Source organism: Parabacteroides vesiculifaciens, from assembly GCF_049860805.1.
Taxonomy (GTDB): domain Bacteria; phylum Bacteroidota; class Bacteroidia; order Bacteroidales; family Tannerellaceae; genus Parabacteroides.
In genome coordinates, this window is the sequence record NZ_CP187555.1 from 5,093,868 (window position 1) to 5,117,890 (window position 24,023).

The 24,023-nt window shown below is 50.1% G+C and carries 14 protein-coding genes; 7 read left to right on the forward strand and 7 right to left on the reverse strand.

What is annotated here, in order from left to right:
* Positions 1–28: 28 nt before the first annotated feature.
* Positions 29–2,059, reverse strand: coding sequence for an HD family phosphohydrolase (locus tag ACPYIV_RS20460; RefSeq protein WP_293740647.1), 2,031 nt, complete (start codon positions 2,057–2,059; stop codon positions 29–31).
* 341 nt (positions 2,060–2,400) lie between these two features.
* On the opposite strand from ACPYIV_RS20460, the gene gltX reads away from it, so the two are divergent.
* The 4 genes from gltX to ACPYIV_RS20480 all read left to right on the forward strand — a co-directional run bounded on the left by gltX (position 2,401) and on the right by ACPYIV_RS20480 (position 10,862).
* A complete protein-coding gene (gltX, locus tag ACPYIV_RS20465; protein ID WP_293732466.1) occupies positions 2,401–3,915 on the forward strand; it encodes a glutamate--tRNA ligase in 1,515 nt (504 codons plus the stop codon).
* A 71-nt stretch (positions 3,916–3,986) separates the two neighbouring features.
* The gene (locus ACPYIV_RS20470) at positions 3,987–5,234 is read left to right on the forward strand and encodes a 3-deoxy-D-manno-octulosonic acid transferase (RefSeq protein WP_299363336.1); all 1,248 of its coding nucleotides are present in this window, start codon (positions 3,987–3,989) and stop codon (positions 5,232–5,234) included.
* A gap of 111 nt (positions 5,235–5,345) precedes the next feature.
* Positions 5,346–7,676, forward strand: coding sequence for a GH92 family glycosyl hydrolase (locus ACPYIV_RS20475; protein ID WP_425884862.1), 2,331 nt, complete (start codon positions 5,346–5,348; stop codon positions 7,674–7,676).
* A 45-nt stretch (positions 7,677–7,721) separates the two neighbouring features.
* Positions 7,722–10,862, forward strand: a complete 3,141-nt coding sequence (locus ACPYIV_RS20480) for a glycoside hydrolase family 2 TIM barrel-domain containing protein (RefSeq protein ID WP_425884863.1) — start codon at positions 7,722–7,724, stop codon at positions 10,860–10,862.
* A 195-nt stretch (positions 10,863–11,057) separates the two neighbouring features.
* On the opposite strand, the gene ACPYIV_RS20485 is transcribed toward ACPYIV_RS20480, so the two are convergent.
* Positions 11,058–11,498, reverse strand: a complete 441-nt coding sequence (locus ACPYIV_RS20485) for an HU family DNA-binding protein (protein ID WP_425884864.1) — start codon at positions 11,496–11,498, stop codon at positions 11,058–11,060.
* A gap of 425 nt (positions 11,499–11,923) precedes the next feature.
* On the opposite strand from ACPYIV_RS20485, the gene ACPYIV_RS20490 reads away from it, so the two are divergent.
* Positions 11,924–14,992, forward strand: a complete 3,069-nt coding sequence (locus ACPYIV_RS20490) for a SusC/RagA family TonB-linked outer membrane protein (RefSeq protein ID WP_425884866.1) — start codon at positions 11,924–11,926, stop codon at positions 14,990–14,992.
* 30 nt (positions 14,993–15,022) lie between these two features.
* Positions 15,023–16,888: a RagB/SusD family nutrient uptake outer membrane protein gene (locus tag ACPYIV_RS20495; RefSeq protein WP_293732471.1), complete on the forward strand. Its 1,866-nt coding sequence runs from the start codon at positions 15,023–15,025 to the stop codon at positions 16,886–16,888.
* 85 nt (positions 16,889–16,973) lie between these two features.
* On the opposite strand, the gene ACPYIV_RS20500 is transcribed toward ACPYIV_RS20495, so the two are convergent.
* The 5 genes from ACPYIV_RS20500 to ACPYIV_RS20520 are packed head-to-tail and all read right to left on the reverse strand — an operon-like array spanning position 16,974 to position 22,573.
* Positions 16,974–18,371 carry a C1 family peptidase gene (locus tag ACPYIV_RS20500; protein ID WP_293732474.1) on the reverse strand — a complete coding sequence of 466 codons (1,398 nt, stop codon included), beginning with the start codon at positions 18,369–18,371 and terminating at the stop codon, positions 16,974–16,976.
* 53 nt (positions 18,372–18,424) lie between these two features.
* A complete protein-coding gene (locus tag ACPYIV_RS20505; RefSeq protein WP_293732475.1) occupies positions 18,425–19,081 on the reverse strand; it encodes an HAD family hydrolase in 657 nt (218 codons plus the stop codon).
* A gap of 6 nt (positions 19,082–19,087) precedes the next feature.
* On the reverse strand, positions 19,088–20,248 hold the full coding sequence (locus ACPYIV_RS20510; RefSeq protein ID WP_301703963.1) for a serine hydrolase domain-containing protein: 1,161 nt from the start codon (positions 20,246–20,248) through the stop codon (positions 19,088–19,090).
* The gene (locus tag ACPYIV_RS20515; protein WP_425884869.1) at positions 20,249–20,776 is read right to left on the reverse strand and encodes a gamma carbonic anhydrase family protein; all 528 of its coding nucleotides are present in this window, start codon (positions 20,774–20,776) and stop codon (positions 20,249–20,251) included.
* Between the two features lie 6 nt (positions 20,777–20,782).
* On the reverse strand, positions 20,783–22,573 hold the full coding sequence (locus ACPYIV_RS20520; RefSeq protein ID WP_301703962.1) for an aminopeptidase P family protein: 1,791 nt from the start codon (positions 22,571–22,573) through the stop codon (positions 20,783–20,785).
* A gap of 344 nt (positions 22,574–22,917) precedes the next feature.
* Here ACPYIV_RS20520 and mtnA point away from each other — a divergent pair, with 344 nt between their 5' ends.
* Positions 22,918–23,967, forward strand: coding sequence for an S-methyl-5-thioribose-1-phosphate isomerase (mtnA, locus tag ACPYIV_RS20525; protein WP_293732479.1), 1,050 nt, complete (start codon positions 22,918–22,920; stop codon positions 23,965–23,967).
* Positions 23,968–24,023: the final 56 nt, after the last annotated feature.

Sequence of the window (24,023 nt, forward strand, 5' to 3'; positions counted from 1 at the left end):
TCACTCTGATGTCAGGGTAAAGGATTGTTTATTTCTTCAAATCCGGATAGCTGATCCGCGTATGATACATGATCTTTAGTTTCTCCACAAACACATTCTTGATCGTTTCCACATCCTTGAACGTCAGCGGGGCGTTTCGCATCAACCCGTCGGCGATCTGCCCGTCGATGATCTTGTCGACCAATGCGCGTATGTTTTCTTCCGTATGTTCTTTCAGGCTACGGGAGGCCGCTTCGACCGAGTCGGCCATCATCAGGACGGCTGTCTCTTTCGAGAACGGGTTCGGGCCGGGATACGTGAAGATCTCTTCGTCTATCTCCCGGTCGGGATATTGGTTCTTGAAGGAGTTGTAGAAATATTTGGCTTTCCCGCGTCCGTGATGGGTGCGGATAAAGTCGGTAATCGCTTTGGGCAACATCGCCTTTTCTGCAATCTTTATGCCGTCGTTCACGTGGTTGATGATGATCTTGGCACTTTGGTCGTATGTGAGCTGGCTATGCGGGTTGATGCTGCTCTGGTTTTCGGTGAAGAATGCCGGGTTCGCCATCTTCCCGATATCGTGGTACATGGCGCCTGTACGCACCAGTTGCGCGTTTGCTCCGATGGCCGCGGCCGCTTCAGACGCTAAGATCGACATTTGAAGGGAGTGCTGGAAGGTGCCCGGAGATGTTTCGGACAGCCTTTTCAGGATCGGAGTGTTGATATTGGAGAGTTCGACCAATGTGATACTGGACACATAGCCGAACGTCTTCTCCAGCATATATACTAATATGTATGTAAACATCAGCAGGATAAAGTTGATGCCGAAATAGAGCATCATCATCCAGTTGATCTTCTTGAAGTCCGCTTCCTGGTAAATGGACAGGCTGATGTAGCAGAGCGCGTACGACATGAAGATGAAGAAGGCGCAACGGATCAGTTGCGAGCGTTCATATAGATCCCTCAGGCTGAATGTCACGACCATGCCGGCAATCACCTGGAGCAACAGGAACTCGTGCGGGAAAGGAACCATCAGCGAGCAGATCAGCACGATGACCAGGTGTGTGAACAAAGCCGTGCGCGAGTCGAAGAACGTGCGCACCACGATCGGCACAATGGCGAACGGAAGGATATAGACATTGAACAACCCGTATGTCACGCAAAGCTCCGTCAGAATACAACTTACGAATACGCATAAGACGAGGAAGAGCGCATTTTTCCTGTTATGCAGGATCTTTAACCGGAAAGACCACAGGTACAACCAGAAGCAGAAAAGAATCCCGAATACCAGCACGAACTGGCCTCCTAAGATGATGCTTTGCCGCTGGGCGCCGCCGGACTTGGTTTCATGTACGATCTTAAGAGAGCGGAGCACGTTATAAGTGTGGTTGTCGATGATCTCGCCCCGGTCGACGATGCGTTCACCTGCCTGTATCATGCCGTTAGCCAACGGGACGCTGTTCAAGATATCTTCCCTGACTTTGTCCGACATCGCTTTGTCGTATGTGACATTCTCTACCAAATAGTTATTGATATCGCAGGATTGCAGTATCGACTTATCCAGATAGGAGGGGCAATTGTTGATGATAAACTCGTATGCCGTCTTGACCGTAAAGAACTCGCTACTATAGTGATGTTGCGCGACGTTACCCGCAAGCAGGTTGATACGGGGATATTCTTCTTTTTTGAGTTCGTCCATATCCTGGGTGGAAATGATACCGTCGCGGTATAGCTTTTGCAAGCTGTTTTCGATATATTGCATATAGGCCGGGGTTGCCCGGTCTTTCAGCGTGTTGCGATAGCCGGCGCGGAGCTTGTCTATCTCTTTGGATTCGATTGAGGCATCCAGCCGGTAATAAGGCTCGAACTTCTTGAGGGCGCTATCGCGTTCGGCCTGTACTTCCGCATCTGTCTTGTAGATCGGGAAGTCGCTCGGGGCGGTGAGCAGGCCGTATCGCCAGGGCTTACCTTCGTAGAACTGGTAACGGAACTTCCCTTCCCGCGGGAAGAAGTAAGCGATCAGCAAAGCCGCCACAATGAAATAGACGCTCGGATGTATACTATAGTTCTTTACCTTCATAAGTAATATGTTTTTTATCAGCACCTGATTGCCTGCCGACAATTGTCGACAAGCCTGCTGACGATTGTCGACAAACCTGCTGACGATTGTCGACAGGCCTGCCGACATATGTCGGCAGGCAAATGCGTGCAGACAGGACGGGCGCTATATTAATGTAAAAATCTCTCATTCCTTGATTGAAAGGCGAAATGTACATAAAAAAGTTTACTAAGAGAAAAAAAAGGGCTACTTTTGCCGCATCGTCGGGGGATTAATTCCCCGGTAATAGATAATTCAAACATAATAAAGATTTTTTCGCCGAGGGATTAATCCCCCGGCGAAAAGTTATAAAATAGAAAATTATGACTCAAAGGAAAGTTAGAGTCCGGTTTGCACCGAGTCCTACAGGAGCCTTGCATATCGGAGGTGTTCGTACAGCTTTATACAATTATTTGTTTGCCAAACAGAATGGTGGAGATCTGATTCTCCGTATTGAAGATACCGACTCGCAACGTTTCGTTCCCGGAGCGGAAGCCTATATTATAGAAGCGCTTACCTGGTTGGGAATCAAGTTCGACGAAGGTGTCGGCTTCGGAGGTGAGTACGGTCCTTACCGTCAGAGTGAACGCAGGGAGATTTACAAGAAGTATGTCGATCAGTTGTTAGATGCCGGCCACGCTTATATCGCATTCGACACACCCGAAGAGCTGGAAGCCAAACGAAAGGAAATCCCCAATTTCCAGTATGACGCCTCCACCCGTATGCAGATGCGCAATTCGCTGACTCTTTCCGAAGAAGAGGTGAAATCCCTGATCGATGCCGGTAAGCAGTATGTGGTCCGTGTTAAGATCGAACCGGATGAAAATATCCATGTGAACGATCTGATCCGTGGCGAAGTGATTATCAACTCTTCTATCCTGGATGATAAAGTCTTATATAAATCGGCCGACCAGCTGCCCACTTACCACTTAGCCAATATCGTGGACGACCATTTGATGGAAGTGACGCATGTGATCCGTGGTGAAGAATGGTTGCCGAGCGCCCCGCTTCACGTATTGCTGTATCGTTATTTCGGTTGGGCGGATACGATGCCTCAATTCGCACATTTGGCACTGCTCTTGAAGCCGGAAGGAAACGGCAAGCTGAGCAAGCGCGACGGCGACCGCCTGGGCTTCCCCGTGTTCCCGCTGGAATGGCATGACCCGAAGAGCGGCGAGGTGTCTTCAGGCTATCGCGAGAGCGGTTATCTGCCCGAAGCGGTTGTTAACTTCCTGGCTCTGTTAGGATGGAATCCGGGCAATGACCAGGAGGTGATGAGCATGGACGAACTGATCAGATATTTCGATCTGAGCCGTTGTAGCAAGAGCGGTGCCAAGTTCGATTATGAAAAGGGAAAATGGTTCAACCATCATTATATCCAGGCTATGGACAATAAGGAAGCAGCCGCCCTCTTTATGCCGATCCTCGAAAGCCACGGTGTGAAAGCCGATCCGGCATACGTGGAGAAGGTCGTAGCTATGATGAAAGACCGTGCCACCTTTATCAAGGACTTGTGGGATCTCTGCTCGTTCTTCTTCATCGCTCCGACTGAATATGACGAAAAGACGCGTAAAAAACGTTGGAAAGAAGACAGTGCCGCCCAGCTTGCCGAACTGATCGAAGTGCTTCGTGCGCGTGAGCCGTTCGATATCGAGGGTACGGAAGAAGAGGTAAAAGCCTGGATCGAAAGCAAAGGCTACCATTTGGGAAATATAATGAATGCAACCCGCCTGGCCCTTGTCGGCGAAGGCAAAGGTCCGCATATCTTCGACATAACGGAAGCCCTGGGTAAGGAAGAATCTATCCGCCGCATCCAGAGAGCGATAGAGAAATTATGATTTCAGATTTATGATTTATGATTTATGTATCGATGATAAATCATAAATCATAAATCATAAATTGTTTTACCATGTACAGCTTACTCATACATTTTTATGCCTTTATTGTCGCCCTGATTTCTCCTTTCCACCGGAAGGCGCGTCTGATGCGTTTCGGCCAGTGGAAGACGAATAGCATATTGCGTGAGAAGATAGACCGGAATGCGAAGTACATCTGGTTTCATGCTTCTTCGTTGGGAGAGTTTGAGCAGGGACGTCCCATGATCGAAAAGATCAAGGCACAATATCCGGGATATAAGATATTGCTTACTTTCTTTTCTCCCTCAGGCTATGAAGTGCGGAAAAACTATAACGGGGCGGATGTTATCTGCTATCTGCCTTTCGATACGCCTTACCGGGTAAAGAAGTTCCTGAATCTGGCGAATCCGGCGGTGGTGGTTTTCATCAAGTATGAGTTCTGGGGAAACTATTTGCATGAGTTGAAGAAACGGGGAATCCCGGTCTATATCATTTCGGCGATTTTCCGTCCTGACCAGTTGTTTTTCCAATGGTTCGGAGCTCCTTACCGGAAGATGCTGCACTGCTTTACGCATCTGTTCGTGCAGGACGACCGCTCGAAGGAGTTGCTTGGAAAATACGGAATCCATAATGTGACGGTCTTCGGCGATACCCGTTTCGACCGGGTGTTGGACGTCCGCAATCAAGCGCGTGATATACCGGAAGTCGAACGATTTGCCGTCGGTTTAAACCGGCGGGCAGAAGAAAGAGGGGTGACCTTGATCGCCGGGAGTTCCTGGCCGCAGGACGAAGAAATCCTGATCCCTTATTTCAATGAACATCCGGAGATGAAGCTGATCATCGCCCCGCACGAGATTCACCGGGAGCATCTGATGTATATCGAGTCGTTGCTGAAACGCCCGTTTGTCCGCCTGTCCGAAGTGATGCAGGATAATAGTCTGCTTGAAGGGAAAGACTGCCTGATCGTGGATAGCTTCGGCTTGTTGTCTTCCATCTACCGGTATGGGACGATTGCCTATATCGGAGGTGGTTTCGGAGCCGGCATCCATAATACGCTGGAGGCGGCGGTTTATGGTATTCCGGTGTTGTTCGGCCCCCGGTTCCAGAAGTTCAAGGAGGCCCGTGACTTGATCAAGGTGGGCGGAGGATTCTCGGTCGCATCGAAAGATGAGTTCGTGGGCAAGATGGACGAGTTGTTGACCTACGCCGAGGTCTTGAAGGCTTCCGGCGAGAGTGCCGGCCAGTTTGTGAAAGGCAATGCCGGAGCGACGGATGGCATATTGAAGGAATTGGCTTTGTGAACTTTGTAAGCTTTGTAAAACGAGGCTGCCTCAAAAGTTTCTTGTCGTGGCGGATTTGATCCGGAATGACAGATAACGACTTTTGATGTAGCCTTTTTTAATCTGATAATGATGAATAGTAGACTATCTTTGTTGGGACTATCCTTGTCCCTTTCTTTGTTTTCCTGCCATACGGTGGAGAAGGAAGCAGAAGCAGACGAGCGCCTTCTGTCCTCTTATGTAAACCCGTTTGTGGGAGCTTCAACGAATACAGAGTTGGCGGGTGCCAGTCATGGGCTTGGAAAGACGTTCCCCGGAGCGACCGCCCCTTTCGGCATGGTGCAGGTCAGCCCCAACACGATTACCGGAGGCGATAACGGTCCCGGCTATAGTTATGAACATACGACGATCGAAGGATTCGCGTTTACACAAATGTCCGGTATCGGCTGGTACGGCGATTTGGGTAATTTCCTGGTGATGCCGACGATCGGGAATTTGCATACATTCGCCGGAACGGAAGACAAGCCGGAAGAAGGATATCGTTCCCGATACGACAAATCGACCGAAAAGGCTTCGGCCGGCTATTATTCTGTTTTTCTTTCCGATTATAAGATTCAGGCGGAAGCGACCGCTTTGCCCCATAGCGGGATGCTTCGTTTCACCTTCCCGGAGAGCAAGGAGGCTCGTATACAGGTCGATCTGGCACGCCGGGTAGGTGGGACATCGACACTTCAAAGCATAGAAGTTGTGAACGACCATACCATCAAAGGTTGGATGCAATGCACACCTGATGGAGGCGGTTGGGGAAACGGAGACGGCAAGGCCGACTATACGGTCTATTTCTATGCCCAATTTTCCAAACCTTTTTCCAGTCATGGCGTTTGGTCTGCCGATATTCCGGACGATTGGAAACGTAAGCGTGAAGATGTTTGTAGCGAGCGGTACCGCGAGGCGATCCGTGAAGCCGCCATCCACCCTTCTGTTTCGGCATTTGAAGGCAAGCATTTGGGTTTTTACGCCAACTTTGAAACCCAACCCGATGAGGAGATCTTGTTAAAGAGCGGCATCTCCTATACCAGTTTGAAGAACGCGGAGGAGAATTTGGCGGCGGAGATGAAAGGCTTCGATTTTGACCGGACATACGCCGAGTGTGCCCGTCTTTGGAATGACGAGTTGGCGAAAGTCTCTATCGAGGGAGGAACCGACGAGGAGAAGAGAATTTTCTATACGGCTCTTTATCATACGTTGATTGATCCGCGCCTTTGTAGCGACATCAACGGCGAGTACACCGGAGCGGATAAAAAGATCCATCAGACCGGCAAGTTCCGTAAGCGGACGATCTTTAGCGGCTGGGATGTCTTTCGTAGCCAGATGCCTCTTCAAACCATCATCAACCCGGAGATGGTGAACGATCTTGTCAACTCGCTTGTGGAGATAGCCGACCAGAGTGGCAATGAATATCTCGAACGGTGGGAGCTCTTGAATGCTTACTCCGGTTGCATGGTAGGCAATCCCGCCATTTCGGTTTTGTGCGATGCTTTCCAGAAAGGCATTCGGGGTTATGACGTGGAGAAAGCGTACCGCTATGCCTTGAACACTTCCCGGCGCTTTGGCAATAATGCAGACGGTTATACGCCCGGCAATATTTCCTGCACGTTGGAATATGACTATACGGATTGGTGCATGGCCCGTTTGGCCGGGTGGTTGGGGAAAGAGAGCGACCGGGCGTATTTTGACAAGCGTGCCCTGTCGTATGCGACCATCTTCGACTCTGAATCGGGGTGGTTCCGTCCGCGTGATGAGAAAGGTGTTTTTTCTTCTTTGCCCGAAAAGGGGCGTTTGCAAGAGGGCTTTGGTTGCGTGGAATCCAATCCTTACCAACAAGGGTGGTTCGTACCGCACGATATCGAGGGGATGGTCCGCCTGATGGGTGGCCGTGAAAAGGTGTTGGCCGACCTGACGGACATGTTTGAGAAAACACCGGGCGACTATCTCTGGAATGACTATTATAACCATGCCAACGAGCCGGTCCATCATGTGCCTTTCCTGTTTAACCGGTTGGGAGTGCCTTCGCTTACCCAGAAATGGACACGCGACATTTGCCGGAACGCTTATCACAACAAAGTGACCGGCTTAGTGGGAAACGAAGATGTCGGGCAGATGTCCGCCTGGTATGTGCTGGCTGCTGCCGGCATACATCCGGTATGCCCGGGCGATGGCCGCTATGAGATCACCAGTCCGGTATTCGACCGGGTGGAGTTCCGCTTGGATCCTGCCTATGCGACGGGCGGCTCTTTTGTGATCGAAGCACGTGATAACAGTCCGGAGAATATCTATATCCAGAGTGCGACCTTGAACGGGAAGAAGTACGATAAATGCTACCTGATGCACGCCGATCTGGCGGCCGGCGGAAATCTTATCCTCCAAATGGGCGCAAAACCTTCGGATTGGGGGAAAGATTGAATATTATTCCGTATCTTCGTCGCAAACACTTAGATTTCTATTATCATGAAACACAAACTATTCGCCATCGGTGCGCTGCTTTCATTGGCTCTGGCCGGCCATGCCCGGCATAAAGAGTGGGAGAACCAGCGCATAAACCAGATCAACCGGGAGCCGATCCATGCCCATTTCGTGCCTTATGCCTCGGAAAGAGCCGCTTTGCAGAAAGACGCGACGCTGGAACGCCGCGAGTCGCTGAACGGAACGTGGAAGTTCCATTTTGCCAAGAACCCGGCTTCCCGTCCCGCCACGTTCTACGAAGAAGGCTTCGATGTCTCCGGCTGGAAAGATATCGAAGTGCCGGGCAGTTGGGAACTCCAGGGCTTCGACGCCCCGATCTATACGGACACCCGCTATCCTTTCCCCGCCAATCCTCCATATGTGCCGCAAGATTATAATCCGGTAGGCTCGTACGTGACGACCTTTACCGTCCCGGAGCATTTCAAGGGGAAGGACGTGCTGCTCCATTTCGGAGGAGTCGAATCCGCTTATTATTGCTGGGTGAACGGCCGGTTCGTGGGCTATAGCGAGGACAGCCGCCTGCCGTCCGAATTTCTGATCAATCAATATCTGAAAGCTGGAGAAAACAAGTTGGCGGTCGAAGTCTACCGCTATAGCGACGGTTCTTACTTGGAAGGACAGGACTACTGGAAATATAGCGGGATCGAGCGGAACGTGATGCTGATAGCCCGTCCGAAATCCCGTATCAAAGACTTCGAGATCAAGGCGGACCTCGATGACCGATACCGGGACGGTCTGCTCGATATCCGTTTTACGATGGATAGCCGCTCCTTAGCAAAAGGAACATCGGTCCGGTTGAAAGTCCTCGACGGACAGAAAGAACTGGCATCCGGCTGCCTGACGGTCAGGAATGCGACGGACACGGTGCTCTCTTTCTCTGAAAAATTCCCGGAGGTGAAACGCTGGACGGCAGAGACTCCCGACCTCTACACCCTTGTCGTGAACACGGTGGACCGGAGCGGCAAGGTGACGGAATCGTTCACGCAACGTTTCGGCTTCCGGAAGGTGGAGATGAAGAACGGAATGCTCTTAGTCAACGGTACGCCTGTCCTGATCAAGGGGGTGAACCGGCATGAACACGATATGCACCGCGGACGTTCGATCTCGGTGGAGAGCATGGTCGAAGATATCCGCCTGATGAAACAATTCAACATCAACGCCGTCCGTTGCTGCCACTATCCGAACTACGAAGAGTGGTACGAGCTTTGCAACGAATACGGTATCTATTTAGTCGACGAGGCGAACATCGAATCGCACGGCATGGAAGCCCATCCGGACGGTACGCTTGCCAATATGGATGGCTGGGAAATCCCTTTCATAGAACGGATGGAACGAATGGTGGAGCGGGATAAGAACGTGACCGCCATTATCACCTGGAGCTTGGGGAACGAGTCCGGCTACGGGAAACATTTCGAGACGATCTACCACTGGGCGAAACAACGCGACGCGAGCCGCCCCGTCCAATACGAAGGGGGAGGCGTGAAGGGCCTGTCCGATATCTATTGTCCGATGTACGGACGTATCTGGCTGCTCCGCCAATGGGCGAACCAGCGTCAGGAGCGTCCTCTGATCCTCTGCGAATATGCGCATGCGATGGGGAACAGCGTCGGCAACCTCGGCGACTACTGGGAGCTGATCTATAAATATGACAACCTGCAAGGCGGCTTTATCTGGGACTGGGTGGACCAGACGTTTGCCATCAAGGACCGGAAAGGCAAGGATGTCTGGGCATACGGCGGCGATATGGGCTTCGTCGGCATTGTCAACGATTCCAACTTCTGCGCCAATGGCTTGGTGGCTGCCGACCGCACCCTGCATCCGCATATCTATGAAGTGAAAAAGGTCTATCAGTATATGCATTTCGAAGGCGTCCCCTTCTCGCCGAATCAGGTGAAGGTCACGAACCGCCACGATTTCCTGTCTTCCGATGTCTATGATTATACATGGAAGATCAAGGCCGACGGACGAATCTTGTACGAAGGCCAGCTCGATGTCCCGGTGATCGCCCCTCATGCCTCGGCTGTCGTCACGCTGCCCCTCCCGGCTATCGAAGCTAAACCCGGAACGGAGTATTTCCTGCATCTTTCCGCTTGTACGAAGGAGGCTTCTCCATTGGTTCCCAAAGGGCATTTGGCAGCATCCGAGCAATGGCAACTTCCTTGCCATCCTGTTAAGGAACCGGTAAAAGAGATTCCAAACCGCCCCTTTAAGGGATCGGCGAAAGTGGATGAGACATCGGACGGTTATACGGTGACCGCCTCTTCTTCCGTTCTTGTTTTCTCCCGGAAGACGGGAGAGATCACCAGCCTGAAGGTGAAAGGAAAAGAATATCTGCAAGCCGGCCTTCGCCCGAATTTCTGGCGTCCGCTGACCGATAACGATGTGGCGAACGGTATGTTGGAGCGTTGCGGAACCTGGAAGCAGGCCGGAAACGAGTTGCAACTCGTCGGTATGTCTGCCGACCGTGCCGGAGACGGGGGAGCGGTGACGATCCGTGCCTCCTATACGATGCCGGAACAGGAATCGGCTTGCTCCGTGACCTACGTCGTCTATCCCGACGGTATTGTCCGAACGACTTTGAACTTCACACCGGGCGGGAAAGCCTTGCCCGAAATGCCCCGTTTCGGTATGCGGATGGTGCTTGCCGGCGAATACGACCGGATGACCTGGTTCGGCCGTGGCCCGCACGAAAACTATTGGGACCGCAAATCGTCCGCCGATATCGATCTCTATAAGGCGACCGTCTGGGAACAATACCATCCGTATGTCCGTGCCCAGGAAACGGCCAATAAGACGGATGTCCGCTGGGTCGCCCTGCAAAATGCTTCGGGCGAGGGCCTGTTGATCCGGTCAGCCCGGGAACCTTTGGAGGTCAGCGCCTGGAATTTCCCGATCGAGGACCTCTACTATATCCCTTCCATGACGAAACACGTGCATGGCGGCAGCATCGAAAAGAAAGACATGGTCTGGCTGAACATCGCGGGCTGCCAGATGGGTGTCGGCGGCGATAACACCTGGGGCGCCCAAACCCATCCCGAATATACGATCACCCCGACCGCCCGTGAATATTCGTTTTTGATGATTCCGGTCGACGGGGGGACGGACTTGCCGGAAGCGGGAAAGTGATTTCATCCGTAATTTCTTTGATATTCAAAGCATATATATAAGTCGGGCAACTCGCATCCGTGAGTTGCCCGACTTGCTGTTCCGAGTTGCCCAACTCGCGTCCCTGAGTTGCCCAACTCGGAATCGTGAGTTGCCCAACTCAGAGTTGTGAGTTGGGCAACTGGGGAAAGTGGGTTGGTGAAGGGGGAAATGGGGCTACAATTCGCCCGGTCTTTCTTCTTCCCCTCCCGATTCTTTCGTCTTGCCTCCCAGGTTTTCTATCCAGATGAAATCGGCTTTTTGAATAGCTGTTTTCAGGTCTTCCCCCGGTTGGAAGGCGATGTTTACTTTCAAGATGTTATGGACCGTCAGAGATGCTTTCTCGGCTTCGCCTTTCGTGTTCAGAGTAATGGAGAATGTACCCCAGTTTCCCAATTTCACGCTATGTCCGTCTAGCAAAAGCCGCAACAATACTTTTTGGAACTGCCGGATGGCCATCAAGGCTTCGGCAGGGTTAAGAGTGGTTTCGTCGGCGATAAGGTCGGCTACTTTGGTTTCATCTACTAATCCCGTCGAGTTCTGGACAGGATACCATTTCTTTGCGGCGTTCTTGTCGGAAGGGTTTCCGCGCTGCACTTTGTTCAATAAGATGCTCATGGTAACGATTTTTAATTGTTTATAAAACGAACCGCCGGCCCGGAAAGCCTCCGGACCGGCGGTTTTGTAACAAAGATAGGCATTTGATTGATATTTGAAAGCCTTTGAATGATAATTTAAAGCCTCGAAATCAATAATTTATTTGTTTTGCAGCCGGAATCGGAGGAAAACTCTTCTATGTTTATGTGTGTACGGAAACATAGAATAAAGACCTTGAAAATATATTATTATGAACGATACGAGCTAATTAAAAAACAATCGACAAATAATATACATTGAGCGCCTGTCGCTTTATTGTACAATAAAGGCATCATGCAGCTTCTGCATGATGCCTTTATTGTACAATAAAGGCATCATGCAGCTTCTGCATGATGCCAGATGAGTGAATATATTAATCTAATTTATTAATTGCTGATTTTATTATTATGAACAAAACAAAAGCTACAATCAAACGGCTGCATACGATCATGCTGGTCTGTTTATTTAGTGTGTTTGTCGCCGCGGCCGCCTATGCCCAGCATACGGTTTCCGGCGTTGTCAAGGATGTGACCGGTGAACCTATCATCGGGGCGAACGTAGTCGAGAAGGGGACTACGAATGGTTCCATTACCGATATCGACGGTAAATTTTCTTTTACTATCTCTAAACCGGCTGTGACGCTGGCTGTTTCCTACATCGGTTATCAGCCGCAGGACTATGCTTACAAAGGACAGGGAAATGTGATTATCACTTTGAAAGAGGACTTGCAAAACCTCGACGAAGTCGTGGTGGTCGGCTACGGTGTGGCCAAGAAGCGGGACCTGACCGGTTCGGTAGCCTCGGTAAAAGGAGAGAAATTGCAGGAGACCGCTTCTTTCAGTGCGGCACAGGCTTTACAGGGACGTGCTGCCGGTGTAACGATTTTGTCGACGAGTGCCAAACCGGGTGAGGACGTACAGGTCCGTGTGCGTGGTAACAGGTCTTTGAAGGCGACAAACGATCCGTTGTATGTCGTGGACGGTATTCCTATCGTTGTGGCATTGAGTGAATTGAGCCCTTCCGATATCGAGTCGGTCGAAGTGTTGAAAGATGCTTCCGCCACAGCTATCTACGGGTCGCGTGGTGCAAATGGCGTTATTTTGGTGACAACAAAGAAGGGAAAAGAAGGTAAGGTGCAGGTCGATTATAATGGCTATGTCGGTGTACAGCAGGCTGCCCGTAAGATCGAAATGTTCGATGGCGGCGAGTGGGTCGAAATGGTGCGCGAGGCGAATCGTGCTACCAACAAGACAACCCCGTATCCGCTTGTCCCGACATTGGATTGGGACCGTAAGATCGGTTATTTCAATGCCGATCCGAGTATCATGAGCAAGATCGAACAGGGATATGACGAGAACGGTGTCTGGCATTCCGACCGTGTCCCTTACAACGACTGGACGGAGGAGGCCTTGCGCATTGCTCCGATCCACAACCATGAAGTCAGTGTTCGGGGAGGCACGGAGAAACTGAAGATGCTTGCTTCCGCTACCTATTTCGGACAAGAAGGCGTGGTGAAGGGACAAGATTATCAGCGTTATTCGGTTCGCGTCAATTTTGACTGGACTTTAAACAAATATGTGAAGGTCGGCGGTTCAACCTCTTTTTCTCATCTTGATCGTAATAACGGAGGTAACCTTTATGATGGTGTGAAGTTGACATATCCATTGGCTGATATTTATGATGCAAATGGTAACATCATTGAAGCCCGTCCCGGTAACGATCCGCAGTTATGGAATAAATTCCTGAACCTTGAACATGAAAAGAAGGAGATAAAGAAAGACCGTTTCCTGGGAAGTTATTATTTAGACGTCACGCTTCCGTTCGATATTAAATATCGTTCGAATGTCGGTATCGACATAGGTCCCTGGTACGGCAACGAGTTCTACGGGGCGTTGAGTTCGGACCGTTCCGGCAGTCCGGCGCGTGCTGTCAATGCTCGTGACAACCGCCGTATGTACACGTGGGAAAACCTGTTGTTCTATAACAAGACTTTTAAAAAAGATCATACTCTGGGTTTGACTTTCTTGCAGTCTATCCAGCAGGAAACATACGAGAAGTCGGAAATCAAGGTGAAAGACCTGCCTTATGAGAACCAGACTTGGAACAATGTCGGTTCAGCTCAGACGATCGAGTCCGTATCGAGCGATTACCAGCGTTGGAATCTGGCTTCTTTCATGGGACGTGTGAACTATAACTACAAAGACCGCTATCTGCTGACGGTGTCTGCCCGCTACGACGGTTCTTCCCGTTTGGCGCCGGGGCATAAATGGGTGCTGTTCCCCTCTGCTGCCCTTGCATGGCGTGTCAAGGAGGAATCGTTCCTCAAAGATGTCGACTGCCTGAGTAATTTGAAGCTCCGCTTAGGTTGGGGTATCACCGGCAACACGGCCATCGATCCTTACAAGACGCAGGGCAGCCTCGAATACGGGCGTTACAGCTATGGTTCGAACGGCGTGCTGGCCTTCTATCAGAAAGAGATGCCGAACCCGAACTTGTCATGGGAAAAGACTGAGCAATGGAATGCCGGTATCGATTTCGGTTTCTTGAACGGCCGGATAGGGGGTAGCGTGGATTTGTATCTTCAGAACACGAACGACCTCTTGATGGACCGCCAGTTGCCGATTGTTTCCGGTTTCGGCAATGTGACGACCAATATCGGACACATCCGTAACAAAGGTCTGGAAGTAACCTTGAATACGGTCAATATCGATGCGAAGAACTTCAAATGGACGACTGATTTTATGTTCTCCGTCAACAAGGAGGAGATCGTGGAACTCTATAACGGGAAAGTCGACGACGAAGGGAATAAATGGTTTATCGGCCAGCCCGTGAAAGTGTTCTATGATTATAAGGCCGACGGTATTTGGCAACTGGAAGATGCTGCCGAACTCGAAAAGTGGGGAGGCATCTTTAAACCAGGCGATATCAAGATTGTCGACCGCAATGGCGACTATAAGATCACTTCCGAAGACCGCTTTATCCTCGGTCATGAGAATCCGACCGTGACGTTGAGCATGAGTAATTATTTAGATTATAAGGATTTTGATTTTAGTTTCTTTCTGAATGGAGCTTTCGGGCAGACAAAATCTTTTGATAGGGGATGGAGTTTGAACGGGCGTTATAACGGTGCGAAAGTGAACTACTGGCGTATTATCGGCGAGGATGAAAACGGCAATCCGATCAGTAACCACAGTAACGAGGCTCCGCGTCCGAATATCGACTTCGAGAACCCGAACTACATTTCTTCTCTTTATAAGGAAGACGCTTCGTTCCTGAGAATCGGGCAGGTGACGTTGGGCTATACCTTGCCGAAGACGTTGTTGCAGAATGTCGGCATTCAGAAGTTGCGCGTGTATGCAACCGTACAGAATGCGTATGTCTTTACAGGCTATTCAGGTACGGACCCTGAAAGTGGGGGCGACTTCAATGAACCGATGCCGAGGACGTATCTGTTTGGTGTGAACCTGAGCTTTTGATAATAACTAACATGATAAATAGACGATAGTATGAAAAATATAATAAAATATGGTTTGCTGTCTTTAGTGGCAGCAGCCGGCGTGTCGTGCGAATCATTCCTGAATGAAAAGGTGGTCAGCGGGGTGTCGTATGATTATCTGGAAACAAAGACCGGTATAGAGACTGCCGTGAACGGTGTCTATTCGACCATGCGCTGGTATGTCGGTGGCGAGCGTTATTATTGCCTGACCGAGTATGGCGTGGATTATGTCTGGGAAGGGGCCGATGGCGGTAATAAGGATGCTTTCAATAAATACAGCAATCAGCTGAACTCTTCTTTCGGTATGTTGTATGAATTTTGGGAAAATGCCTATAAAGGTATTACACGTGCCAATACGGCATTGATGTTCTTGCCGAAAGTGGGAGATATGACCGAAGCCGAGAAAGTGGCGCGGGAAGGTGAACTTCGTTTCATGCGTGCTTATTTCTATTTTGATCTGGTTCAGCATTTCGGACGTATCCCGTTGTTGAGTGAAGGGAATGTTTCGCAGATCATAACCGATTTCCCGCGTGCGTCGGTTGCGGACTTGTATGCCTTTATCATTAGCGACCTGCGTTACTCGTTTGATGCTCTGCCCGATGTCGCCATGCAGGCGGATCGTGGCCGTGCAACCAAATGGGCGGCTGCTAACTTGCTTTCGAAAGTCTACCTGACAAGGGGCAGCGCCGTGAAAGACCAGCGTGGACAGAAACCGACCGACATGGACAGTACTGCCTATTTTGCCGAGGCTGTCATCAACTCTGGCAAATTTGCCCTGGAACCGGACTATTCGTTGACGATCGACCAGGACAGGCAAAAGGTTTCGTCCGAGACGATCTGGGGTGTCGAGTTTACAAACGACGTCTTGTTTAACGGCTCGGATGGGAATAAGATGCACTTGTATTGGGTTCCGACTTACGAGAAGTTGCCGGGAATGCAGCGTGACCTCCAGCAGGGACGTGCCTGGAAGCGTGTGAAGCCGACTCCTTATTTACAAACTGAGTTGTTCGACCATCTGAATGATTCCCGTATGTATAAGATGTTCAGCTGGGTGTTCTATGCCAATAAGGAATCGTCTATTCCCGTATGGCAGGATAAATATTACTATGTGGATGAGAACGGTAAGACAACGGATGATTTGTTGTATGAAACTCCGGCGGAACTGGTAGGTAAGCCTAAATTCGCTTTGGGAGATACGGCTGTCTATTTTATCCCGAAATACTATGGGGCAAAAGACTATAAAGGAACCGTGATCGACAAAGCGAAAAACCGCCAGATGCAGTTGGACATAGCGAAGGCCCGTTATACTTTAATTCCTGTGGATGAAAACACGAACCACTTTTTCCCTTGCCTGAAGAAATGGCTCGATACGCAACGTCCGGATATGAACTATGAGCAGGGAGGACGTAACTTTGTCCGGATGCGCCTGGGTGAGACTTATCTGATAGCTGCCGAAGCTTATGGCAGAAAGGGTGATTTCGAGAAGGCTGCCTCGCTGATCAACATCGTCCGTAAACGTGCCGCCTATAAGGAAGGAGAAGCCAAACCGCAGGAGTGGTGGCAGATAGATGGTGGCAATATAGCTAACCTGACCGGTTCGACCGAAAAGTCGATATTAGTGACGCCAGCAGAGATCAGTGACGATTTTATCGGCTTTATGCTGGATGAACGTGCCCGTGAAACATACGGCGAGATGAACCGTTGGGAAGACTTGGTGCGTACGGAAACTTTGTACGAGCGTGTGAAGAAGTTTAATCCGGATGCCGCTCCGAATATACGGGAATATCACAAGCTCCGTCCGATCCCGCAGAACCATATCGACCGCCTGTCTCCGAAGCCGTCTGCCGAAGAGGCGCAGAATGAAGGATACTATTAATAGGTGAAAGTTGAGAGTTGAAAGTGAAAAGTTGAAATAGCAACAAAAAACTTTCAACTTTCAACTTTTCACTTTTAACACGTTTTTACTCTTCTTCCGCAAACATCGGGTCCCAAGCCGGTAACCTTGTCGGTGTTTGTTTCAATACTTCCTTGACTTTGTCGGTGATGAATTTCTTGTTGACAACTAAGCGGAACATATATTCGTTGAACCATTCGTCCGTCATGATCAGATGGCCGTTGTTAGCGCCCGGACCCCAACTGTTTTCCACCATCCATTTTTTAGGTTGGCCGTTGGCATCCAAGTCTACTGCCATCAATGTCATGGCGTGGGAAGAGCCGCTGGCGAATGTCTGGATGCGCTGTTTCTTGTCCATACCGAAAGTCGTGCCCATCAGCGAACCGTAGTCATAATAGTCGACATCGAGCACTCCGCGGTTACGGTCGAAGAATTTACCCACGTCACAGGAGAAATACATCATGGTACTGTCCTTGATGGAGGCGATCGCCATTTCTTTGATATCTTCTATCGGAAGGTTGACGTATGTCCAGTTCTTGCCGTCATAGGCATGGCGGTCAAAATCGATCTCATATAATTTGTAGTAGTCGCGGCTCGGATCGTTCATCAGCATGACGTAGTTGTTCTTCAAATCTTCGCCCACGAATTCCTGATAGAACGATTGCGGGGTATATTCTTTTGTTTCGACCGGTTTGCCGCTTGCGTCTTTGCGGGTCCAGGTGAATTTCGTAGGAGGTTCTCCGAGGTTGAGGACCAGCATGCGGTAGATTTCGCCTAACATCTCTGTCTTGCGTTTTGCCAGCGTTTCCGGTTTCGAGCCTTTTGCGTCACGCAATACCAATCCGTATTCTTTCAGTTTCAGGCCGATCAGGTTGGACATACGGCTGGTGTTGTCGCTGCTATACGTTTCGACCATGACACCGGAAGGAACGATGCCGTATTTCATCAGGTTGTCGGATATGCCGGTGAACTGTCCACCGTCTCCGATCGGATTCTTGAACAGCCACTCCACCATCTTGTCGTCGATCGGCTTTTCCCGTGTGTCGATGATTCCTTGGAGGAAAAGGTTGGCCTTCTCGAGCTGGTCCCAGAAGAAGTTATAGTTCTGCGAGAGTTCGAATTCCGGCAAGTTATACTTGGCGATGACCTGTGCACGTATTACGTTCAGCCCCGTAAACAACCAGCAGCGGCCGGATGATTTTTGGTTCGTGATCCCTTTGCTGTTCACTTTGTTGGAAAAGTAGGTGTCGAAATTGTTTTTACTGTCGTTGTTGATTGCCAGTTTGTTGATGTCGTTACCCGCGATCGCGTTGTGAATGGCTTTGTCGGCCGGCGTTCCTTTGTAGGCTTGCTTGATTTCCTGCAACATCCCGGAAGAGATACCACCTTCCTGCCTGCCCTGTCCATAAGCCGATAACGATAGCCCGAATGCAAGGGCTGTTATCCACAGATTGTTTCTTCTCATGATATAATTTGTTTAGTTTTTAAGTGTTCTGTCACAAAAGTAGTTTAATTTCTTTATATATGGAACAGCAGGTTGCGCAGTCCGGCAATATCCTCTACGATATAGTCCGCACCGGCTTGCGACAACTCTTCCCGGTTACCGTAGCCGTAAAGCACGCCGATCGAATCGAGTCTGTTCTCTTTGGCTCCGATGATATCATGTTTGCGGTCGCCGATCATGACGACTGAGGGATGGTTCGTCAGGTTATTGCTTTCCAATACATGGCGGATCACATCTCCTTTTGTATAAAAGGAACCGTCCAAGCCGCTACCGGCGACGAAGGTGAAATAACGGGCGATATCGAAATAGTCCAGGATGCGTTTGGCGAAGACTGTCGGTTTGGATGTCGCCAGCATCAGGATGCGTCCTTGCCGGGTTGCCTCTTCTAAAAAGTCTTTCATGCCGTCATACAGTTTGTTCTCATAAATACCGGTATCGGCAAAACGTTCCCGGTACTTTTCTGTAGCCTCTTTGGCTTGTTCGTCCGTGAAATGATAGAAATCCCGGAACGAGTCCAGAAGGGGAGGACCGATAAAAGGACATAACTCGCGGAGGTCGTTTACCTGTATGCCGAAATGGTTCAATGCATATTCGACGCATCGGGTGATGCCGATCATCGGATCGGTAATCGTACCGTCCAGATCCAGCAGGATGTATTTGTATTCTTTCATTTGCAATTAATTGTGTTGTTTACCTTGTTCCATGATATCCAGTGCTGCGGCCAGCCAGGTATCGATATCGTCCGGATAATGTTGTGACGTCCTTGTCTCGCTACGTTTGTGGCCGAGGCGGACGACAACGGCGTTTTTGTCAGGGATGATAAAGACGTATTGTCCGAGTATTCCCCGCATGTACGGGATATCCATACCTTTGTAGTTCAGATGCCAGAACTGGAATCCGTAACAGTGGTTCGTTTCATTATATTCCGGGAAGAGGAGAGTCGTGTCGGGCGTAGTCGCTTCCTTCAGATAACTTTCGGAGATCAGTCGCTTGCCGTTCCAGTACCCGTTATTCAGAACGAGTTGTCCGAAACGGGCGAAATCGCGTGCGTTGCTGTTGAAACAGCAATATCCTTTTTCCATGCCCTCCTTTTTGTCTAAGCTCCATAAGGCGTTTTCTTCGGCCTGCAAGGGTGTCCAGAGCTTGCGGGAGACATAGGAACTGATGTTTTCTCCCGTCGCTTTTTCAACCAGGAACGCGAGAAGTTGTGTCACTCCGCTTTGATAGATGAAGTTTATGCCCGGCTCGGCAATCTCTTTCATGCCGAAAGCGATCTTGTGAAGGTCGTCTCCGTAGTAGAGTTGTGTTGTGGGAGAGAAGGGAGAGGAATAAGCCTCCTGGAAATCGACTCCCGCACTCATCGTCAGCAGGTGGCGGATGGTGAGTGGCTTTCCGTTATATCCGCCGAATTCGGGGAAAAAGTCGCAGACCGGCTGGTCGACGTCCCGGATCACCCCGTCGTCTATGGCGCATCCGATAGCCAGCGAAACAATACTTTTTGCCATCGAAAACGAGTTGCTGTGCGATTTCGGCGAATAATCTTCCCAGTACTGTTCGAAAAGCAGCGTGCTGTCTTGTATGACAACATAGGCGACTGTCCCCAAGTTGTTGAATACCGGAAGATATTTATCCGGTATCGAGCAAGTGTTATAGGCTTTCGCCTGTTGCCACGGAGCTGGATCGCCCGCTTTGACGATCCGGTTCTCGAAGATCGGGTACTGGTCGATCTTGGGCAGGAAATGGGTGAGTGCCCTACGCAGGTAATAGTTGGAGGGCAATGCCAGAAAACCTCCTATGCAGCAGGCAACCAATAGCATTGCCCATCCAATCCTTTTCATCTATTCTTCTTCTTCTTCTTTATACCAGGATGAATACATGTGATAGTTCTTGGCGATCTTTTGGTTGATCTCCTTCGCCTGCTCCGGGTCTACCTTCTTCACGAACTTGGCCGGTACGCCGGCGTAGATGCTTCCCGGTTCGACGATGGTCTTGCTCAACACGACCGATCCGGCAGCGACTATGGCACCTTCGCCGATCACGGCATGGTCCAGTACGACCGAACCCATCCCGATCAGGGCGCCGTTGCATATCTTTGCCCCGTGGATCGTGACATTGTGGCCGACCGACACATCGTCGCCGATCTCAATCGTCGATTTCTCGTATAAGGTGTGCAGGACGGAACCGTCCTGTATATTCACCCCGTTGCCGATACGGATGGAGTTTACATCGCCTCGCAGCACGGTTCCGAACCAGATGCTGCAACCTTCGCCTATCTCTACATCGCCGATAATGGTAGCGTTGTCTGCTAAAAACGTGTCTTTACCTATTTTGGGAGTAAAGCCTCTTACTGATTTTATTAAAGCCATAATTAATTAGATTTCTGCTGTTTTCTCTTTTAGCCAAGCCTTCTCTTCTTCGTTCAGATGCGGGCTTACCAAGTCGTATACCATCTGGTGGTATTTGTTCAGCCAGGCATGTTCGCGTACGGAGAGCATGGACGGGATAATCAGTTTCGTATCGATGTAACATAATGTCAATGTCTCGAAACCGAGGAACTTTCCGAATTCCGTTTCACTGTCTTCACGGATCAGGATCATATTTTCGGTACGGATACCATATTCGCCGGGGCGGTACATGGCTGGTTCGTCACTCATCACCATGCCCGGTTCCAGGATCACCGGATTTTCTTCCATGCGGATGCTTTGCGGTCCTTCATGCACGTTCAGGCAATGGCCGATGCCGTGGCAGGTTCCGTGCAGATAGTTGATGCCGGCATCCCACAAGGCTTTGCGGGCGAACGCATCGATCAGGCAACCCCGTATGCCTGCGGGGAATTTGCATTTGGCAATTCCGATCGTACCTTTCAGGGCGCGGGTAAAGTCTTTCTTCATCTGCTCGCTCGGCTCGTCGCAAAGGGCGATCGTACGGGTGATGTCGGTTGTCCCGTCCAAGTATTGAGCTCCGGAGTCGAGCAGGTACAAACTGTCCGTTTTCAGTTCCGTATCTGTTTCGGGAGTTGGAGAATAGTGTACGACTGCCCCGTGCGGGCCGTAGCTGGATATGCTGGCAAAGCTATCCATGACATATTGGGGCTGTTCGGCACGCAAAGCCGTCAACTTGGCGGCGGCACTCAGCTCTGTTACTTTTTCTCCGGCCTTAAGCATCTTTTCCAGCCAGAAATAGAATTTGGTCATGGCGATACCGTCTTTCAGGACAGCGTTGCGGAACCCTTTTATCTCGGTTTCGTTTTTGATACTTTTCAGATGGTTGGCGGGCGAGATACCTTCTATCAGGATGCTGCTTTCAGGCAGAGCATTGTAGATGGCCACATTTGTCCGTTTGCTGTCGATAAACACCCGGGTCCGTTCAGGCAGTCGTGACAGGAATGTCGCCAACATGCCGTAATCGGCCAGCGTTACCCCTTCTTTCTTCAGATGCCCGGCTATTTCGGCAGGCAGTTTCTTCGGATTAACGAACAGTACGCTTTCCTTCTCGGAAACGAATGCGTAGCTGATGACGACCGGATTATATGCAACGTCCGTTCCCCGGATATTGAAAGTCCAGGCCACTTCGTCCAAAGCGGAGAGAATGGTGCAGTCGGCTCCTGCTTTATGCAACATTTTATTGATTTCGAGTAGTTTGTCCTCGACTGATTTTCCACTTAATTCGACCGGCATTTCAAACATCGGAGCTTCCGGAATGGCCGGACGTTCTTTCCAGATCGGATCGATCAGCGAAACGTTAGTGTTCAGTTTGATCTCTTTTTCCGCCAGCGATTTTTCCAGTGTGCGGGCATCTGCCAGGCTGTATGTTTCGCCGTTAAGTCCGACGGTCTGTCCCTCTTCAAGTTCGTGTGCCAGAAATTCCGGGATTGTCGGGGTTTCGGGCAACATCATTTTGAAAAGCTCGATGCCTGTCCCTTCCAATTGGGTGGAGGCTTGCAAGAAATAGCGGGAGTCGGTCCAAAGCCCGGCTTTGTCGGCTGTGATTACAACTGTTCCGGCCGAACCTGTAAATCCGGAAATCCATTCGCGGTATTTCCAGCAGTCAGCGGGATATTCACTCATGTGAGGGTCGGAAGTCGGAATGATATAAGCATCGATTTTATGCTGCTTCATTGCTTCCCTTAAGGCGGCAATGCGTTCAGGAATGTTTGTTTTCATCGCATTTTGTTTTTTGTCAACATTACTAATATGGCAAAGTTATTAAATTTCCTGTGATAGACCTCAACCTCCGGTAAAAGATTTTGTAAAATAGATTGCTAATAACCAATCGTATGAACGGCATTATTTTGTATCTTCGCACGGAAAGATTTGCCTGCCGACAATTGTCGACAGGTCTGCTGACGATTGTCGACAAGTCTGCTGACAGATGTCGACAGGCCTGCCGACAATTGTCGGCAAACGATTAACCGCTCGCGAAAATCCAGATTGGCCGAAGATTGTGTGCGGTTTTCCCGGCAAATATCTTTTTTTATGTGCCTGATTATGCTTATACATTATAAAAGATGAATACCAATATAACCGATTTGAAGACAGTCCGTCTGAGCCAAGATGGTAGTTCCGTGATTATTCTGGATCAGACCCGCTTGCCGGGATGTGAAGTGTATGTTTCTCTTTCTTCGCCGGAAGAGGTTTGGGATGCTATATATAAATTAAAGGTACGCGGGGCGCCGGCTATCGGGATAGCTGCGGCTTATGGCATTTATATTTGCTGCCGGCAGATTGCGGCAAACGCTTACGATGGCTTCTACAGTGAGTTCCTCCGGATTAAAAATTACCTGGCCTCTTCCCGTCCGACTGCGGTCAATTTGGTTGCTGCTTTGAACCGGATGGAAAAAGTCGTGGCCGCCCATCCGATGGCGTCTGTTCCGGAAATCCTGCAACTGCTGCGTGACGAGTCGGAAGCGATCCGGGCGGAAGATGCGGCTGCCTGTCGCAGGATAGGGGAGAACTGCCTGTCCTTGCTGCGTCCGGGAATGGGCATCCTGACACACTGCAATGCCGGTCATCTGGCGGTGTCGGAATATGGGACGGCTTTGGCTCCGGTTTATCTGGGCCAGGAACGCGGATATGGCTTTAAGGTGTTTGCCGATGAAACGCGCCCGCTGTTGCAGGGTGCGCGCCTGACGGCTTACGAATTGCATAAGGCCGGTGTGGATGTTACCCTGATCTGCGATAATATGGCCTCGATCGTCATGCAAAAAGGTTGGGTGCAGGCTGTCGTAGTCGGTTGCGACCGGGTGGCGGCAAATGGCGATACGGCTAATAAGATCGGGACTTCGGGGGTGGCGATCCTGGCCCGTCATTACGGTATTCCTTTTTATGTATTGGGCCCGGCATCTACCATCGATTTGAATTGCCCCGATGGGGGTTCGATCGTGATCGAGGAACGGCATCCCGAAGAAATCACGGATATGTGGTATGCTTCGCGGATGGCTCCCGAAGGAGTGAAAGCCTATAACCCGGCTTTTGATGTAACCCCTCACGACTTGATAACTGCGATTATAACCGAAAAAGGGATTGCTTATCCACCTTTTCGTATGGAGGATTTCTGAAAAATATTTACGGAAAGTTTTGCTAATCCCGAAACAATCAGTAATTTTGCTGCCCA

Bases quoted from the DNA above. Each gene is read 5' to 3' on its own strand.
- ACPYIV_RS20505 (WP_293732475.1), bottom strand. From the start codon at position 19,081: ATGAAAGAATACAAATACATCCTGCTGGATCTGGACGGTACGATTACC.
- ACPYIV_RS20510 (WP_301703963.1), bottom strand. From the start codon at position 20,248: ATGAAAAGGATTGGATGGGCAATGCTATTGGTTGCCTGCTGCATAGGA.
- ACPYIV_RS20495 (WP_293732471.1), top strand. From the start codon at position 15,023: ATGAAAAATATAATAAAATATGGTTTGCTGTCTTTAGTGGCAGCAGCC.
- ACPYIV_RS20500 (WP_293732474.1), bottom strand. From the start codon at position 18,371: ATGAGAAGAAACAATCTGTGGATAACAGCCCTTGCATTCGGGCTATCG.
- ACPYIV_RS20520 (WP_301703962.1), bottom strand. From the start codon at position 22,573: ATGAAAACAAACATTCCTGAACGCATTGCCGCCTTAAGGGAAGCAATG.
- ACPYIV_RS20475 (WP_425884862.1), top strand. From the start codon at position 5,346: ATGAATAGTAGACTATCTTTGTTGGGACTATCCTTGTCCCTTTCTTTG.
- ACPYIV_RS20470 (WP_299363336.1), top strand. From the start codon at position 3,987: ATGTACAGCTTACTCATACATTTTTATGCCTTTATTGTCGCCCTGATT.
- ACPYIV_RS20480 (WP_425884863.1), top strand. From the start codon at position 7,722: ATGAAACACAAACTATTCGCCATCGGTGCGCTGCTTTCATTGGCTCTG.
- ACPYIV_RS20515 (WP_425884869.1), bottom strand. From the start codon at position 20,776: ATGGCTTTAATAAAATCAGTAAGAGGCTTTACTCCCAAAATAGGTAAA.
- mtnA (WP_293732479.1), top strand. From the start codon at position 22,918: ATGAATACCAATATAACCGATTTGAAGACAGTCCGTCTGAGCCAAGAT.
- ACPYIV_RS20485 (WP_425884864.1), bottom strand. From the start codon at position 11,498: ATGAGCATCTTATTGAACAAAGTGCAGCGCGGAAACCCTTCCGACAAG.
- ACPYIV_RS20490 (WP_425884866.1), top strand. From the start codon at position 11,924: ATGAACAAAACAAAAGCTACAATCAAACGGCTGCATACGATCATGCTG.
- ACPYIV_RS20460 (WP_293740647.1), bottom strand. From the start codon at position 2,059: ATGAAGGTAAAGAACTATAGTATACATCCGAGCGTCTATTTCATTGTG.
- gltX (WP_293732466.1), top strand. From the start codon at position 2,401: ATGACTCAAAGGAAAGTTAGAGTCCGGTTTGCACCGAGTCCTACAGGA.